Here is a 14,215-nt window from a genome sequence, read left to right as displayed (position 1 = left end):
CGGGTCAGGGGCCACAGCACCATGGATTCATGAGCAACAGAAATGAAATGACCTATGACGTGGTGATCATCGGTGGCGGCGCTGCAGGGCTCAGCGCCGCCCAGATGCTGGGCCGGAGCCGCCGCTCTGTCGCTGTGATTGACAGCGGGGAACCGCGCAACGCCCCTGCCCGGGGTGTCCACGGTTTCCTGTCCCGTGACGGCATCAGCCCCGGCGAGCTCCTGGCCATTGGCCGGGCCGAGGCAGAACAGTATGGTGCTGCCATCATCCGCGGCAGGGTGGTGTCCACAAGTGGCAACGTGGCGCAGCGTTTCGAGGTAACCCTCGACGACGGCAGGAAGCTTCGCGGCCGCCTGCTCCTGATCACCACAGGCCTGGTGGATGAGCTGCCGGACATCCCTGGCCTCCGCGAGCGCTGGGGCAGGGACGTCCTTCACTGCCCGTTTTGCCACGGCTGGGAAGTGCAGGACAAGGCTATCGGGATCATGGGAAACGGCCCGTGGTCGGTCCACCAGGCCCTGCTCTTCCGGCAGTGGAGCAGCAATATCACGCTGTTCCTCAACGACAGGGTTGTCCCGTCGGACGCCGAAACGGAACAGCTTGCTGCGCGCGGGATCAAAGTGGTGGGCGGGGCAGTGGAAGCCCTCAGGGTTGACCATGACCAACTGCGGGGTGTCGCCCTGGCGGGAGGCCCGGAGATTGCCGTGGAAGCCCTGGTGGTTGGGCCGCGGGCCCAGGCCCGGCTGGAAGCGTTCGACAGCCTTGGCCTGGCCCTCTCCGAGCATCCCATGGGAGCAGGAACCTACCTTGCGGCGGACTCCGATGGCGCCACGTCCGTCCCGGGGGTGTGGGCCGCGGGCAATGTCTCAGACCTGAAGGCGCAGGTACTTGCCTCCGCGGCAACGGCAGCCTGGACCGCCGTCGTCATCAATAACCACCTGATGGCTGAGGAAATGGAGCGTGACCTCGCCACTTACCGGGAGTCCCTTGCCTTCACCGGTGCCTGAACTCCGGCTGGCGTTTCTCCGTGAACGCCGCCATGCCTTCCTTCTGGTCCTCGGTGGCAAAGAGGGAGTGGAACAACCGGCGCTCCACCAGGACTCCCTGGGCCAGTCCGGTTTCGAAGGCGGCGTTCACGGCCTCTTTGGCAATCATGGCCACAGGCTTGGATTTGGACGCGATCACCTCTGCGACTTTCAGGGCCTCGTCCACCACATCCTCCGCAGGAACCACCCGGGACACCAGTCCGCAACGGTCAGCTTCCTCCGCTCCAATGAACCTGCCGGTGAGGATCAGGTCCATGGCCTTGGCCTTGCCCACGGCGCGGGTGAGCCGCTGTGAGCCGCCCATGCCCGGCAGGACCCCCAGGTTGATTTCCGGCTGGCCAAACTTTGCGTTGTCCCCTGCGATGATCAGGTCACACATCATCGCAAGCTCACAGCCGCCCCCAAGAGCGAACCCGGATACCGCTGCAACCGTCGGGATGCGGAGCCGGGTGAAGTCCTCCCAGCCGCGGAACCAGTCGGCGGAGTACATGTCCATGTACTCCTGGTCCGCCATCTCCTTGATGTCGGCACCCGCGGCGAAGGCCTTGCCCGAGCCGGTGATGACCACAGCTCCCACACCGGAATCGGAATCCATGGCCGTCACAGCCGACACCAGTTCCTCCATAGTGGCTTTGTTCAGGGCATTCAATGCTTGCGGGCGGTTCAGCGTCACCAGGCCCACGCGGCCCCGCTGCTCCACAAGGATGTTCGCGTATTCCGTCATTCCGGGCTCCCGTCGTCCTGCGCTGCGTTGTGCGTCGTACTGTCTGCTGAGGTGTTGGGTTCGCCGGCCGCGTGACCGGACCTCTCCCTGATGTCAGTGATGATGGCGGAAAAGTCCCTGCCTGCGCCCTCCCCCGCCGCAAACGTACCGTAGATCTCCGCCGCGAGAGGACCCATCCGGGCTGCTACCCCGGTGCTGTGAAGGGCGTTGACGGCCAGCATAAGATCCTTGGCCATCAGGGCTCCGGCGAAGCCTGGCTGGTAGTCCCGGTTGGCGGGGCTGGCGGGGACCGGTCCCGGCACGGGGCAGTTGGTGGTGAGGGCCCAGCATTGGCCCGAAGCAGCGGAGGCGACATCAAACAGCGCCTGGTGGGACAGCCCGAGCTTTTCTCCCAGCACAAAGGCCTCGCTGACAGCGATCATGGAGACGCCGAGAATGAGGTTGTTGCAGATCTTGGCGGCCTGTCCTGCGCCATGGCCGCCACAGTGGACCACGCGCTTTCCCATGACCTCCAGCAGTGGCCGGACCTCGTCGAAGTCCTCTGGGTCCGCGCCCGTCATAAAGGTCAGCGTGCCGGCTTCCGCGCCAACCACGCCGCCCGACACCGGGGCATCCACCGAGCGGTGGCCGGCCGCAACAGCGAGGGCTGCTGCTTCCCGCGCTTCTTCAACGTTGATGGTGGAGCAGTCCAGGAACATGGATCCGGGCTCAGCCGCCGCCAGCAGTCCCGGTTGGCCGCCCTGGCCGCGGTAGGCGTCCAAAACATGCCTGCCGCTGGGGAACATCGTGAGGACCACCCCCGCTCCGGAAACGGCTTCAGCAGCGCTGCCAGCAACGGGTACCCCGCCGGCCCGGGCGGCTTCACGGGCTTCCGGGACCACGTCGAACCCGGCCACGGCATATCCGGCGTTGACCAGATTTATGGCCATGGGTCCACCCATATGGCCAAGGCCCAGGAAGGCAATCCGGAGGTTGTCACGCATGGTCAGGCTCCTTTGGCTCCAGGTCAACGCGGGCAAGGTTCAGTTCCCGGCTGCCAAGCGGCTCAAAGAAGCGCTCCACCTGTTCCTGCGTAACGTCAGCGAGGGCAGGGGGCGTCCAGCGCGGGTTCCGGTCCTTGTCCACCACCTGGGCACGGATGCCCTCCCGGAAGTCCGGGGCTGCCAGGAACCGAAGGCCAACACGGTATTCCTGCGCCAGGGCTTCGTCCAGCGTCCGGCCCCTTACCCTGCGCAGGGATGCCAGCGTGACTTTCACCGACGTGGGCGACTTCGCTTCGATGGTGTGGGCAGCGTGCAAGGCTTCAGATCTGTTGCCACCCTCATAGCCGCGAAGGCGCCGGACAATGTCCTCGGCATCATCTGAGGCGTAGCAGCTGTCGATCCAGTCCCGCTGCCCCTCAAGGACGGACGGCGGAGCTTCCTCGCTGAAACGGCCGACGGCGGCTTCCGCTGTTTCGTTTTCCAGCGCCGCTACCAGGCCTGGCAGCTTTTCGGACGGGACGTAATGGCTGGCCAGGCCAAGGAACAGCGCGTCCGATCCGTTCAGGTGCGCCCCGGTCAGGGCCGCGTGGGTTCCCGCTTCGCCGGGCGCGCGCGACAGCAGGAACGTTCCACCAACGTCCGGGGCAAAACCGATGGTGGTTTCCGGCATCCCCGTACGGGTGCGTTCAGTGACCACGCGTACGGACCCGTGCGCGGAAATTCCCACCCCGCCACCAAGCACCAGCCCGTCCATCAGTGCCATATAGGGCTTGGGATAGCGCGCGATCAGGGAATTGAGCCGATACTCGGTTTCCCAGAAGCGGGCTGTTCGTTCCCCGCCCTCAGGAATGTCCTCGTAGATTGCCACGATGTCGCCACCGGCGCACAGGCCCCGGTCTCCGGCGCCCTGCATCAAAACCGTGGCAACGCCGTCGTCGTCCGCCCATGCCGTGAGTTGTTGCAGAAGCCGGCCCACCATTCCCGCTGTCAGCGCGTTGACCGCTTTGGGCCGGTTGAGGGTGATGACGCCCAGCCGGCCGCGGCGCTCGAACAGCACGTCAGCGCTGTTCGCCGCAGCAGCCGCGCTCCTTCCCTCACGCGCAGCCAGGTTGTCCGTCATCAGCTTCCTTCCGGCATCACGAAACTGGCTCCGTGGCGTATTCCCGATGGCCACCGCGTGGTCACAGTTTTGGTCTTGGTGTAGAACCGGAAGGCGTCCGCGCCGTGCTGGTTGAGGTCACCGAATCCTGAGGCCTTCCAGCCGCCGAAGGTGTAGTAGGCGATGGGCACGGGGATAGGGACGTTGATGCCCACCATGCCGACGTCCACCCGGGTGGCGAAATCGCGCGCGGCGTCGCCGTCACGGGTGAAGATGGCCACGCCGTTGCCGAATTCATTCCTGTTGCACAGCTCGAGGGCTTCGTCGTAGTCGGCAGCCCGGACGATGCTCAGGACGGGCCCAAAAATCTCGTTCCGGTAGATGGCCATGTCCCTGGTGACGTGGTCGAAAAGGGTGGGCCCCACCCAGAAGCCACCCTCATGTCCCTGCACGGTGAGTCCACGGCCGTCCGCCAGGAGGGAAGCGCCCGCGTCCACGCCCGCCTGGATGTAGCCCTCGATGCGTTCCTTTGCCTCGGCCGAGACCACCGGGCCGAAGTCGGAGTCCGGCTCCAGGCTGTGGCCCACGGTGAGGGCCTCCACCCGGTCCTGGAGGTTGGCCGCCAGCCGGTCCGCTGTCCCCTCCCCCACGGGCACCGCCACCGAGATCGCCATGCAGCGCTCCCCCGCTGAGCCGTAGCCGGCGCCGATCAAGGCATCGGCGGCCTGGTCCAGGTCCGCGTCGGGCATGATCACCATGTGGTTCTTGGCCCCGCCGAAGCATTGCGCCCGCTTTCCGTGGGCCGCGGCGGTGGCGTAGATGTACTGTGCGATGGGGGTTGAACCCACAAAACCCACAGCCCTGACCTGCGGGTCCTCCAGCAGGGCGTCCACGGCTTCCTTGTCCCCGTTGAGCACGTTGAACACCCCGTCCGGGACGCCCGCCTCCGTGTACAGCTCGGCCAGGCGGAGCGGCACGGAGGGATCCCGCTCGGAGGGTTTCAGGATGAACGCGTTGCCGGCAGCCAGGGCGGGACCGGATTTCCAGAGCGGGATCATGGCCGGAAAGTTGAACGGCGTGATGCCTGCGACCACGCCCAGGGGCTGGCGCAGGGAATGGATATCGATGCCCGGCCCGGCGTCACTGGAAAACTCGCCCTTGAGCAGGTGCGGGGCGCCTGCGGCGAACTCCACCACCTCCAGGCCGCGCTGGATATCGCCTTTCGAATCGGCGAGGGTCTTTCCATGCTCGGAAGAGAGCAGCCGGGCGATCCCCTCAAGGTCCCGGTTGACCAGGTCCACGAACCTGAGCAGGATCCTGCCGCGGCGCTGCGGGTTCATGGCCGCCCACTCCGCCTGCGCCTTTGCGGCAACAGCAACGGCGTTGTGGACCTCCTCCCGGCCGGCAAGCGGAACCCGGGCCTGGACCTGCCCGCTGCACGGATCGAATACCTCCGCAAAGCGGCCTGACAAACCTGCCGTATGGCGGCCGGCAATGTAGTGCGACAGTTCGCTGACCATGACTGCACGCTCCTTCGCATGTGATCCAGGTCATTTCTGGTTGCGAATATACTCGGACTTCCTACTAAGTTCCACACGAGACCAACCGTCTATGCGCGCACCCGCAAGTGCCCCGGGCGCGCTTCACCTGCTGCTTTACCGGCGGCGGGGCCGCCACGGTAAGTTAGGAACTGTGAAGATAGCTACCTGGAATGTGAACTCGCTCCGTGCCCGCGCAGACCGTGTTGAGGCCTGGCTTCAGCGCAGCGACTGCGACGTGCTGGCCATCCAGGAGACCAAGTGCAAGGACGACAATTTTCCGTGGGAGCTCTTCGAGCGGATGGGTTACGAGGTTGCCCACTTCGGCGTGAACCAGTGGAACGGGGTTGCCATCGCCTCCCGCGTGGGACTGGAGGACGTCCAGCGGACCTTCCTCGACCAGCCCGCCTTCGGCAAGGCCGGCAAGGACCCCGTCCAGGAGGCCCGCGCCATCGCTGCAACCTGCGCAGGCGTCCGCATCTGGAGCCTTTACGTCCCCAACGGCCGTTCCCTGGACGACGAGCACATGCCGTACAAGCTCAAGTGGCTGGAAAGCCTGAAGACCCACGCCCAGGAGCTCATTACGGAGAATCCGGCGGCCCAGGTTGCCCTGATGGGTGACTGGAACATCGCGCCGTTCGACGAGGACGTCTGGGATATCGACCTGTTCATCAACAACCGGTCCACCCACGTCAGTCCGCCGGAGCGCGCAGCCTTCCACGCTTTTGAGTCGGCCGGCTTCACTGATGTTGCCCGGCCCTACACTCCCGGCCCCGGCGTTTACACATACTGGGACTACACCCAGTTGCGCTTCCCCAAGAAGGAGGGCATGCGGATCGACTTTGTCCTGGCATCCCCGGCCCTGGCCGCCCGTGTCACCGGCGCTTCCATTGACCGCGAGGAGCGCAAAGGCAAGGGCGCCTCGGACCACGCCCCCGTACTGGTGGAACTGGCCGACTGATGACATTGTCCTGGACCCAGACAAGGAGACCGTGATGACCGGAAACCTCTACCGGGGCCAGGCCGGCCTGCCGTTCTCATCAACCCTGCGGGTTTACGAACCGCTGGCCGCGTTCCCCGAGGAGCAGCGCCAGGTGATCGGGGCGGCGGTGGCACGCACCGCCTCCCGTGCCGCCGTCGAAAACGCCGAACTGCTCGCCTCGCTGGGACGCATCACGCGGTCCGGCGGCGATCCCTTCCCTACCGGCCGCACCGACCTTGTCCGCGTCACCACTGCGCCGGCGCCTTCAGGGGAAACAGCCGACGACGGCCCCGACGCCGGCCCCGTGCTGCTGTATTGCCCCAGTCAGCTGGTGTTGCGCGCAGGCCTGGCCGCCAACGCCCTGATGGAGGGAATCCACGGCCCGCTGGCGGAACTGCTGATCCCCGAGGAACAGCGGGACAAGCACCAGGAACGGATAGACCAGGTAAAGGCCAGGGACGGCTCCATCCGTGTCCACACCCGCGCGTCCACCTGGGGAATCCCCTTCAGCTGGTTCTCCCTGTTCATGGAGTCAGACCGCAAAGACGTCGTCGAGGCCGGCGGGCGGATCGTCACGGTCCGGGTGTGGGCCCCCATCACCGAGGCTTTGGAGCGGGCCCGCTACGCGGTGGCCAACCTCGCACTGGCGGCCCCGGACCTCGATATGCTGGACGACCTTTCGCAGCTCACGGAGTGGCTTGAGTTGTTCCATGTGGACTCGATGGTGGAGCTGGATTACGGTGCCGTTGCAGACAAGGTGTATCCCGACGATTCACCCATGGACATCAGGCTCGGCATCGAATGCCTCGCTGAGGGCGACATGACCGGCGCCGCTGCAGCCTACCGCCGGCTGGCGTCCCGCTGGATTCCGATCCGGCAACTGGCACGCGCCTCCTGAAGCTGCCCCCGGTCCAGGGAACCAGGCGTGGCCAGGCTAGGACTGGGGTGGCGCCGTGGTCCTTCTGATGATCAGTGCATGGGGCGCGACGGCGGACTGGACCGAGCCGGCCTGCCCGTCCAGTTCGTCAAGGAGCATCTTCGTGGCCAGTTCGGCCTGCTCATCAGGCCGCTGGCCCACGGTCGTCAGGCCTACCGGGTCAGCGAAATCATGATCGTCGATGCCCACCACGGACAGTTCCTCCGGCACCCGCACACCATGCCGGGAGGCTTCGAAGATGACGCCCATGGCCATCTCGTCTGATGCGCAGAAAATGGCGGTGGGTTTGTTGCCCGGCTTGGACCAGAGGCGGCGGAAAGCCTCCTGGCCACTGCGGACCGTAAAGTCCCCCCATTCGTCCCACTCAGGGCGGGTGGGAAGGCCGGCCGCTGTCATGACGTCCTTGAAGGCCAGGATACGGACCCGGGGAACGTCGAAGTTGAGGTCTGTCTCATCGTCCCCGTGGAGCAGCGCGATGTCCCGGTGGCCGAGGTCGATCAGGTGGCGGACCGCCGTAGAGGCAGCAGCGTAGTCGTCAATGCCGATGTAGGCGCACTCGTCGACGTGGCCGCCCACCACCACGAGCGGGATGTCGATTTTCTGCAGGTGTTCCAGCTCTTCATGGCTCAGAGCCATACACAGCACCAGCAGCGCATCGATCTGCTTGTACACCATCGTCTTGCTGAAGAGCCGTTCCCGGTTGCTGCCATGCCCGCCCAGGTTGAACAGGGAAAGGTTGTAGTTGCGGGCGTGAAGCTCGCGGTCCGCGCCTTCGATGGCCTTGGAAAAGAACCAGCGGCTCACGAAAGGAGCCAGGACCCCGATGGTTTTGGTCCGGCCTGTGGCAAGGCCGGAAGCGGAGGACGAGGCCACATAGCCCAGATCGGCCGCCACCTCGAGGATTTTTTCCCTCGTTGCCGGTGAGACCCGGGGCAGTCCCCGGACCGCCCGCGAGACGGTGGCTGTGGATACACCCGCGGCGGCCGCCACATCCTCAATGCTGACTCCGCTGTGGCCGCCACGTTGAGACCTTGCACTTATGCGCGCCACGATGTCCCCTCTGGTACTCCTCGAGTATTTCCCGCCCCCATCAATTGATGAGGGTCCTTTCCAGGTTTGGCAGGGCCACGGCCAGCCGAGATACCGGCTGGCCGCAGCGCCCTGTCAGCCTTTGAGGCCTCCCGCAAGGAGGCCGCGGACGAAGTACCGCTGCAGGCCGAAGAACACTGCAAGCGGAACGATGATGGAAACGAAGGCTGCGGCGGGATTCAGGTAGTCCCGTGCGCCGCGGGTACCGGAGATTTCAGCCAGGCGTTGGGTGATGGGGGCAACGTCCGCGGTTCCGCCGGAGAACACCAGCGCCACGAGCAGGTCATTCCACACCCACAGGAACTGGAAGATCGCCAGCGACGCGAGGGCGGGGACCGACAGAGGCAGGATGACCCGCCAGAAGATGGTCGTATGGCCGGCCCCATCCATTTTTGCAGCTTCAATAACTTCACCAGGGATTTCGGAGATGAAGTTGTGCAGCAGGAAGATGCCCAGTGGCAAGCCGAAAATCGTGTGGGCTATCCACAGCTGCGTGTAGGACCCCGGCGGAATCTGCAGGACTTGGGTGAAGAGCTGGAGGAGTGGAATAAGGGCCATTTGCAGGGGGATGATCTGCAGCGCGAAGACGAAGATAAAGGCTGCTTCACGCCCCTTGAAGCTTCCCCAGGCAAAGATGTACGCCGCCATGGACGCCAGGACCAGGACGAAGACCGTGACCGGAATGACAATCGCCAGGGAGTTGGCAAAGTACTGCGTCAGGTTGGCCGCCTGCGACCCGCCCGGCGCGGTAACGTCCACGTAGTTCTTGAATGTGAACTGCCAGTCGCCAAAGAAGTTCCACCAGCCGTCCGAACGTGGACCCACCTGTTTAGCGGCCGGCCGGAATGAAGACACCAGCAGCCCAAAGGTGGGAATGGTCCAGACCACCGCAATCACCAGGGCAGCGGCTGTTGCCCAGCGGGACGTCAGTTTACTTTTGACCCGGCGCATGATCGGAGCAGAATTTTCAGCCGCTGGAGTGCCGCCGCTGCCACCCTTGACTGCAGTTCGTGTTTTTGCCGCCTCGTCCGGCGCTGGCATGACGGTCATCGGATTTCCTTTTGCTGACGGAGAACGCGGGCGTTGTAAACGACGATTGGCAGGACCAGCAGGAAGAGGATCAGTGCCAGCGCGGCACCCCTGCCCGGCTCGCCGGCACGGAACGCCTGGGTATACATCTCATTGGCAACCACCGAAGTTTCGTAGTTGCCGGCGGTCATGGTGCGGACGATGTCGAACACCTTCAACGTGGCGATGGTAATTGTGGTGAGCACAACGACGAGGGATCCGCGGATGCCCGGGATGGTGACGTTGCGGAACTGCTGCCACGGGTTCGCACCGTCCAGCCGGGCAGCCTCCACCAGTTCTGCCGGCACGCCTTTGATGGCTGCCGAGAGTATCACCATGGCGAAGCCTGTCTGGATCCAGACCATCACGATGATCAGGAAGATGGTGTTCTCAGGGGCGTCAAGCAGGAACTGCTTGGGCTCCATTCCAAAAGTGACCCGCAGCGCGTTCAGCACGCCGGTCTGCTCAATCTCGGGGCCGCGGTAGTCGTAGACAAGTTTCCAGATAATGCCTGCGCCTACGAACGAAATGGCCATCGGCATAAACACGAGGGCTTTCAGGATCCGCTCGCCGTGGGCTTTATCTATGAAGACTGCGTAAGCCAAACCGAAAACTGTTGAAAGCAACGGCACAAGAACGGTCCAGATAATGGTGTTTCGGAGCGTCACCAGCGCTTCCGGCTGCGTAAACATCCAAACGAAGTTATCGACCCCGTTCAACTTGCCGCTGGCATCGGTGAACGCAAGGAATGAGGTCTGCGCGGCGGGGTACACCAACCCAACGAGCAGGAGGATTGCTGCAGGGGCCAGGAAGCCCGCAACCGTGAGTTTGTCTTTGGCGGACTTTGGTGCCCTGTCCACCAACAGCATGATCAGTCCAATAAGCGCAGCGAAGACCGCCAGCGCGATCACGACTTGAAGGAACTTTCCTCCGATGAATTCCATTGCCTGTCTCCGTGGTTGTCCGTAGATCGTGTATGCAGGATGACACTGCGCCTCCGGCGTTGAAGCCGGAGGCGCAGAACCAGGGAGGGTTAGCTCTTAGGCCAGCTGCTTTCGATGCTGTCCGCGACTTCCTTGGACGGCGTGCCGTTGATCCATGCCACGATGCCCTTCCAGAAGGAGTTGGAACCAACTGCGCCGGGCATCAGGTCGGAACCGTCGAAGCGGAACACTGTTTCTTCGTCCTGGAGCAGCTCAATGCTCAGCTTGTCCAGTTCAGTCTGTGCATTTGCCGGGTCGAGGCCCTTGTTGGCGCTGACGACGCCGCCGAGCTTGACGCGGTCGTTGGCGAATTCAGCACTGGCCAGGTAGGCCTGGAAGGCCTGTACTTCAGGGGTGTCCTTGTAGGCGCCAACCATTTCGCCGCCGCCGGTAATGGTGAGTCCCTTGGACTCGTCCACGGGCGGGGTCATGAAGGCCCACACGTCGCCATCCTCGGCAACGATGGTGCCTTCCGGCCAGTTTGAAGCCTGGAAGTTCGCCTGGTGGTGCATGGCGCACTGCCCGTCAAGCACCGGCTGGCCCGCCTGCGCGAAGCCCGTGGTGAGAATGGAGCGGACGTCACCGAATCCGCCGTTCACCATCTTGTCGTCGAGCAGGATCTCGCCGGTCTTATCCATTGCTTCCACGATGCGCGGGTCGTTGAAGGGGATCTCATGGCTGACCCACTGGTCATAAACCTCAGGACCCTGGGAGCGAAGAACTACATCCTCAACCCAGTCCGTTCCGGGCCAGCCCGTTGCTTCCCCGGACTCAAAACCGGCACACCAGGGCTTCATGCTGCCCTCGTCCGCGATCTTCTTGGAAAGCTCCAGCATTTCGTCCCAGGTCTTGGGAACTTCCCAGCCCTTGTCTTCGAAGGTCTTGGGGGCGTACCAGACGTATCCCTTGACGTTGGCCAGCATGGGGGCGGTGTAGAACACGCCGTCAACAGTGCCGTACTTCTTCCAGTCCGCAGACCAGTTCTCATCGACAGCGTCAGATACGGCCTGCGGTGCGGGCTTCAGGTTTCCGGCACGGGCCTGGTCAGCCATCAGGCCGGGCTGCGGGAAGATTGCGATATCGGGGGCGTTGCCGGCCTTCGCCCGGACACCGATCTGGGTCTCGAACTCCTTGCTGCCCTCATATTTGACCGTGGCTCCGGTGCACTTCTCGAACGCAGCCCAGGTCTTCTCGAGGTTGGTGGCCTCCGTGTCCACGATGGTGGAGTAGACGGAGACCGTCTTCCCGTCGTGCTTGCCGTAGCTTTCGTACTTGGAGCAATCGGCGGTGGCGGCCGGATCAGTCGCGGCCTCTTCCGGACTGCATGCGCTGAGGGACAGCGCCACAATTCCGGTCACCGCTACGGGCAGCAGGTACTTGCGATTTTTCATGCAGGGAACTCCTCTATGAGTTGCAGAACTGACATCCGCCAGGAACTTTGTGGTGACCATCACGGTAATTGGGCCGGCTGCAATGATGCAAGCGTTTACACCCATTTGTTTCTGAACAGTAACCTAAAGATCGTGTCAGCGGACGCGTTCGGCCCTGCTGAAGCGCGTCCGCGCCCCGGCGCCGATGTGGACCAGCACGGGAATGTTCTTTCCTACTACGAGTTCCAGTGCTGCCACCAAGGCGAACACCTCTTCCGCGAGCAGGTGCGGGGCTACGCCCTGGCGCGGCAGGAGGCGCACCTTCACGGCAGGCGTGCCTTTGACGTCGTAGGTGGTGACGGTGGCGCCGGCCAGGTCCGGACGGTGCGCAAGGGCATGTTTCAGCGCCTGCTCCGCCACTCCCCCGCCGATCCGTACGTCGCCGGGCACTTCCCCGGGATCGTACCCCACAGCGAGTACATCGGACCGGCCCTTTCCCTGTTGGGCAACCCAGGCCACCATGAGTCCGATCAGCACCAGCAGGGCCAGGGCAACCAGGATCCACAGCCAGCTCTCGGGGCGTCCCGGGAACCTCGTGGCGTTGAACGCATCGTTGGCTCCAGCCCACACGCCTGCGGACCACGAATGCCACCATGAAGCCACGGCCGGGACAGCGGCCAGCAGCATCAACAGCCCGCCAACCACAAGCAGAACCAGGCCCAGGACCGCGATCAGGGTCCGGTTGAGGAGGGTGGGAGTACTGTTCATGCGCCGATCACTCCCGATGGTGCCACATTGACGTGCACGGCGGGGTCGGGTTCCAGTGACATGGCGTCAAGCTCGCTGTGGACTGCCGTGAGTACTGCATCCTCGTCCACGGGTACGCCGGAGGTGGGACGGACATTTACAACCACCTGCCGCTGGGATACCACCACCATCACCTGTTCCGGCGTGACGTTCGCGGCAAGCCGGGCACGCCGGGCAAGAGCGGAAGCAATAACTTCATCGTCCACCACCACGGCCGGACCGGCTGCGCTCCGCCGGCCCAGAAGGTGCCGGGCGCGGTGGCCGGGCAAGATCCCATTGAGGAAAAAGACGAGGCCGATCATTGCCAGCACCGCCCCGATGGCCCCGAGCAGCAGCGGTGAGATCCCCGCCGGCAGTGCCACCAAACGTTCCGCTGCCACCTGCGGCTCGATCAGCCAGGCCGGTTGGCCGATCGCGTGGACTGCTGCTTCGAGCAGCCCGTACGAGGCGAGCCCAATGACCAGCGCTGCCGCTGCCGTGGCCACAACTGCACGCGAGGAACGGGTTTCCCGGTGCAGGATCCTGTCCATGTCCGGTGACTGGCTTTCGATGTGCCGGCTCATTTCACCCGTCCCCCCTCGCTGATGCTTGCACCGGTGATCCTGATGTCCACCCGGCTCAGCTGCGAACCGCTCAGTTCCGTCACCGTTGCCAGGATGGCGGCCTTTGCCCTGACGGTTCTGTCCCAGATGGAACCTCCGATGCCCTCCACACGTGAGGGATCCACAACAACCGTATTCAAAGGCGGAATGCTGACAGGTGTGATGAGGGACAGGGCCAGCAGGCCGTCGTCGTCCGCCCAGTCAGCCCGCACATCCTGCGCATCCACCCCCAGGTATTGCGCGGCCGCAGCTTTGGCGAGACTTGTCAGGGCCTGCGTGCTGATGCGGTTGTGGCCGCTCAGCTCCCGGCCCCGGACGGCCGGAGCGGTGGAGCTCATGAGGAAGAGCGCCGGCCGATGATGGCGTCCAGGACGCCGCGAAGGTCCAGTTTCCCTTCCGCGGCCCGGCCCAGGAGTGCCCCGATAGCCATGAAGAGCAGGGAAACAAGGAAGCCCCACAAACCAAACTGCAGGGACATAAAAGCGACGAAGGCACCCATTGCCATGCCTGCCAGGGTGAGGTTCACAGCAGCGCCTCCCTGTCAGTAGAGCCAGCAACAGTGGGCTTGACCGGCGGCGGGACGTAGACGTCCGTGACTTCCACGTTGACCTCGATCACCTGCAGCCCCACCAGTTCCCCGACGGCGCGATATACGGCGGCACGCACCTCGTTGGCCAGCGCATGGAGCGGTGTTCCGTAGCTCGCCACCAGGCTGATATCCACCGCAACCTGCGTTTCGCCGACTTCGGCACGCACTCCGGCGGCGTGGTCCGAACTGCCGACGGCGTCGCGGATCGCGCCGAGCGCACGTGACGGGCCAGAGCCCAAAGAGTAGACGCCGGGGACGGAACGGGCGGCAATGCCCGCCACCTTTGCCACTGCCGTCTCGGAGATCACTGTGCGGCCCAGGCCGGGCACAGGAACTGCATGCTCGTGGATCCCCTGGCCGGTTTGCGGGTTCTGGTATTCCATCAGGCACTCCCCCTT

16 protein-coding genes are annotated in these 14,215 nt (G+C 64.3%); 3 read left to right on the top strand and 13 right to left on the bottom strand.

Going from position 1 to position 14,215, the window contains the following annotated elements; translation table 11 throughout:
* Positions 1–29: 29 nt before the first annotated feature.
* The gene (locus CXX84_RS10875; RefSeq protein WP_102976730.1) at positions 30–1,007 is read left to right on the top strand and encodes an NAD(P)/FAD-dependent oxidoreductase; all 978 of its coding nucleotides are present in this window, start codon (positions 30–32) and stop codon (positions 1,005–1,007) included.
* Here the strand turns inward: CXX84_RS10875 and CXX84_RS10870 are convergent.
* Genes CXX84_RS10870 through CXX84_RS10855 form a run of 4 tightly spaced genes read right to left on the bottom strand, consistent with a single transcriptional unit; the run spans position 994 to position 5,372 of the window.
* Positions 994–1,770, bottom strand: a complete 777-nt coding sequence (locus tag CXX84_RS10870; RefSeq protein WP_102976729.1) for an enoyl-CoA hydratase — start codon at positions 1,768–1,770, stop codon at positions 994–996. The two genes, CXX84_RS10875 and CXX84_RS10870, sit on opposite strands and share 14 nt — an antisense overlap.
* Positions 1,767–2,753 carry a 3-hydroxyisobutyrate dehydrogenase gene (gene mmsB, locus CXX84_RS10865; RefSeq protein WP_102976728.1) on the bottom strand — a complete coding sequence of 329 codons (987 nt, stop codon included), beginning with the start codon at positions 2,751–2,753 and terminating at the stop codon, positions 1,767–1,769. The genes CXX84_RS10870 and mmsB overlap by 4 nt, the downstream gene beginning before the upstream one ends.
* Positions 2,746–3,873 carry an enoyl-CoA hydratase/isomerase family protein gene (locus CXX84_RS10860; RefSeq protein ID WP_102976727.1) on the bottom strand — a complete coding sequence of 376 codons (1,128 nt, stop codon included), beginning with the start codon at positions 3,871–3,873 and terminating at the stop codon, positions 2,746–2,748. Before CXX84_RS10860 ends, mmsB begins: the two co-directional genes overlap by 8 nt.
* A complete protein-coding gene (locus tag CXX84_RS10855; RefSeq protein WP_102976726.1) occupies positions 3,873–5,372 on the bottom strand; it encodes a CoA-acylating methylmalonate-semialdehyde dehydrogenase in 1,500 nt (499 codons plus the stop codon). The genes CXX84_RS10860 and CXX84_RS10855 overlap by 1 nt, the downstream gene beginning before the upstream one ends.
* A gap of 172 nt (positions 5,373–5,544) precedes the next feature.
* On the opposite strand from CXX84_RS10855, the gene CXX84_RS10850 reads away from it, so the two are divergent.
* Both CXX84_RS10850 and CXX84_RS10845 read left to right on the top strand, forming a co-directional pair.
* Positions 5,545–6,351 (top strand): exodeoxyribonuclease III, encoded by an 807-nt coding sequence (locus CXX84_RS10850; RefSeq protein WP_102976725.1) that lies wholly within the window; start codon positions 5,545–5,547, stop codon positions 6,349–6,351.
* 34 nt (positions 6,352–6,385) lie between these two features.
* A complete protein-coding gene (locus CXX84_RS10845; protein ID WP_102976724.1) occupies positions 6,386–7,270 on the top strand; it encodes a hypothetical protein in 885 nt (294 codons plus the stop codon).
* Between the two features lie 36 nt (positions 7,271–7,306).
* Here the strand turns inward: CXX84_RS10845 and CXX84_RS10840 are convergent, their stop codons facing one another.
* The 9 genes from CXX84_RS10840 to CXX84_RS10800 all read right to left on the bottom strand — a co-directional run bounded on the left by CXX84_RS10840 (position 7,307) and on the right by CXX84_RS10800 (position 14,200).
* Entirely contained in the window at positions 7,307–8,359 is a 1,053-nt protein-coding gene (locus CXX84_RS10840; RefSeq protein ID WP_102976723.1) for a LacI family DNA-binding transcriptional regulator, read from the bottom strand.
* 114 nt (positions 8,360–8,473) lie between these two features.
* A complete protein-coding gene (locus CXX84_RS10835; protein ID WP_102976722.1) occupies positions 8,474–9,448 on the bottom strand; it encodes a carbohydrate ABC transporter permease in 975 nt (324 codons plus the stop codon).
* Positions 9,445–10,410, bottom strand: a complete 966-nt coding sequence (locus CXX84_RS10830) for a carbohydrate ABC transporter permease (RefSeq protein WP_102976721.1) — start codon at positions 10,408–10,410, stop codon at positions 9,445–9,447. The genes CXX84_RS10835 and CXX84_RS10830 overlap by 4 nt, the downstream gene beginning before the upstream one ends.
* A gap of 89 nt (positions 10,411–10,499) precedes the next feature.
* Positions 10,500–11,840, bottom strand: coding sequence for an ABC transporter substrate-binding protein (locus tag CXX84_RS10825; RefSeq protein ID WP_102976720.1), 1,341 nt, complete (start codon positions 11,838–11,840; stop codon positions 10,500–10,502).
* A 135-nt stretch (positions 11,841–11,975) separates the two neighbouring features.
* Complete coding sequence (locus CXX84_RS10820; protein WP_102976719.1) at positions 11,976–12,587, bottom strand: hypothetical protein; 612 nt, start codon at positions 12,585–12,587, stop codon at positions 11,976–11,978.
* Complete coding sequence (locus CXX84_RS10815) at positions 12,584–13,189, bottom strand: hypothetical protein (protein WP_102976718.1); 606 nt, start codon at positions 13,187–13,189, stop codon at positions 12,584–12,586. Before CXX84_RS10815 ends, CXX84_RS10820 begins: the two co-directional genes overlap by 4 nt.
* Positions 13,186–13,566 (bottom strand): hypothetical protein, encoded by a 381-nt coding sequence (locus CXX84_RS10810; protein ID WP_102976717.1) that lies wholly within the window; start codon positions 13,564–13,566, stop codon positions 13,186–13,188. Before CXX84_RS10810 ends, CXX84_RS10815 begins: the two co-directional genes overlap by 4 nt.
* On the bottom strand, positions 13,563–13,754 hold the full coding sequence (locus CXX84_RS10805; RefSeq protein WP_102976716.1) for a hypothetical protein: 192 nt from the start codon (positions 13,752–13,754) through the stop codon (positions 13,563–13,565). The genes CXX84_RS10810 and CXX84_RS10805 overlap by 4 nt, the downstream gene beginning before the upstream one ends.
* Positions 13,751–14,200 (bottom strand): Asp23/Gls24 family envelope stress response protein, encoded by a 450-nt coding sequence (locus CXX84_RS10800; protein ID WP_102976715.1) that lies wholly within the window; start codon positions 14,198–14,200, stop codon positions 13,751–13,753. The genes CXX84_RS10805 and CXX84_RS10800 overlap by 4 nt, the downstream gene beginning before the upstream one ends.
* Between the last annotated feature and the right edge of the window lie 15 nt (positions 14,201–14,215).

Source organism: Arthrobacter sp. AFG7.2, from assembly GCF_002892835.1.
In the GTDB taxonomy this organism is placed as follows: Bacteria; Actinomycetota; Actinomycetes; order Actinomycetales; family Micrococcaceae; genus Arthrobacter.
Note: the sequence above shows the minus strand (reverse complement) of the source record. Positions and strands in the feature narration are given on the sequence as shown.